The organism is Campylobacter concisus (assembly GCF_902460895.1).
GTDB classification, from domain to species: domain Bacteria; phylum Campylobacterota; class Campylobacteria; order Campylobacterales; family Campylobacteraceae; genus Campylobacter_A; species Campylobacter_A concisus_BC.
The window spans coordinates 398,274-399,554 of record NZ_CABPVL010000004.1; the positions used below are offsets into that span (position 1 = coordinate 398,274).

General features: G+C 37.9%; 1 protein-coding gene. It reads left to right on the plus strand.

What is annotated here, in order from left to right; genetic code table 11:
• On the plus strand, nucleotides 1-1,281 hold a 1,281-nt coding region (locus F3G98_RS10490; protein ID WP_188116992.1), incomplete at both ends, for an Ig-like domain-containing protein.

Below are 1,281 nucleotides of genomic sequence, written 5' to 3' on the forward strand. Positions count from 1 at the left end.
AGCAACCCAGAAATTAAATTCCCAGAAGATACAAACAAAGATGGCAAAATTTCTGATGATGAAAACAAAGCTAATGACAAAGATGCTAGTAAAACAACAGTAGAAGTTACTATACCAAAAGATGGTTCAGTAAAACCAGGTGATAAAGTAGTTGTTACTGATGACAATGGTAAAAAGACTGAAAAACCAATCAACCAAGATGATATCGATAAAGGTAAGATTGATATCCCAGTTGATCTAAACCCAGGCAAAGATAACAATGTAACAGCAGAGATCATCAATCCAAATAACCCTAACAACCCAGGCAAGGATAGCAAGGTGATAGGTGAGGCTTCAAGCACTGTTAAAGTAATAATTGATGAGATCATAGATGACGTAACTGGTGGCGTAGTAAATGGCGATGTTAAAAATGGTCTAACAAATGACAACCTACCAACATTCAAAGGTAGTGCAGCACCAGGCGCAACAGTAGAAATTTACGAGAGCTTCTATACAACTACAGAAAAAACTCTAGTTGGTAAAGTAACAGCTGACGCCAATGGCAAATGGAGCTTTACTCCAACTGAAGCTATGAGTGATGGAGAGCACTACTTTGAAGCAGTTGCTACAGATAAAGTAGGCAATAAATCAACATCTGATAGAGTTTCACTTGATGTTGATACATTTGCAGATGCTCCTGTAATAGACGCTGTAAATGACAATGTAGATAGCCAAACTGGCAACGTTTTAGACGCTAAAACAAAAGTTGCTCTAACAAATGACAGCACACCAACTCTTGAGGGATATGCTGAGCCTGATTCAGTTATCACTATCTATGAGATTAGCGAGCTAAATGGTGAGAAAACAGTTGTAGGAACAGTCACAGCTGATAATCATGGTGGTTGGAAATTTGAACTACCTGAACTAGGAGATGGTGAGTATAAATATACTACAAGGGCACAAGATAAAGCAGGAAATATCTCAGACTTCTCAGAGGTTGTAGTAGTTAATGCTGATTTAATAGCTCCATCAGAACCAACCATCACATTTGTTGAAGATGTAAATCCAAAAGATAGCAAGCTAAATAAAGCTGAAAATAGCAAAGATGGCGATAGCACTAGCACAAAAGCTCAAATTTCTGTCCCAGGTGATGCTGAAGAAAATGATGTGATCCACTACACTGTAAATGGTGAGGAAAAAACACATACTATTACTTACAATGACAGAGTAACTGGATATGTAGAGATCAAAGTACCAGTAGTTGATGGCAAAGCTTCAAGCGTAACAGCTAAGATCGTTGAT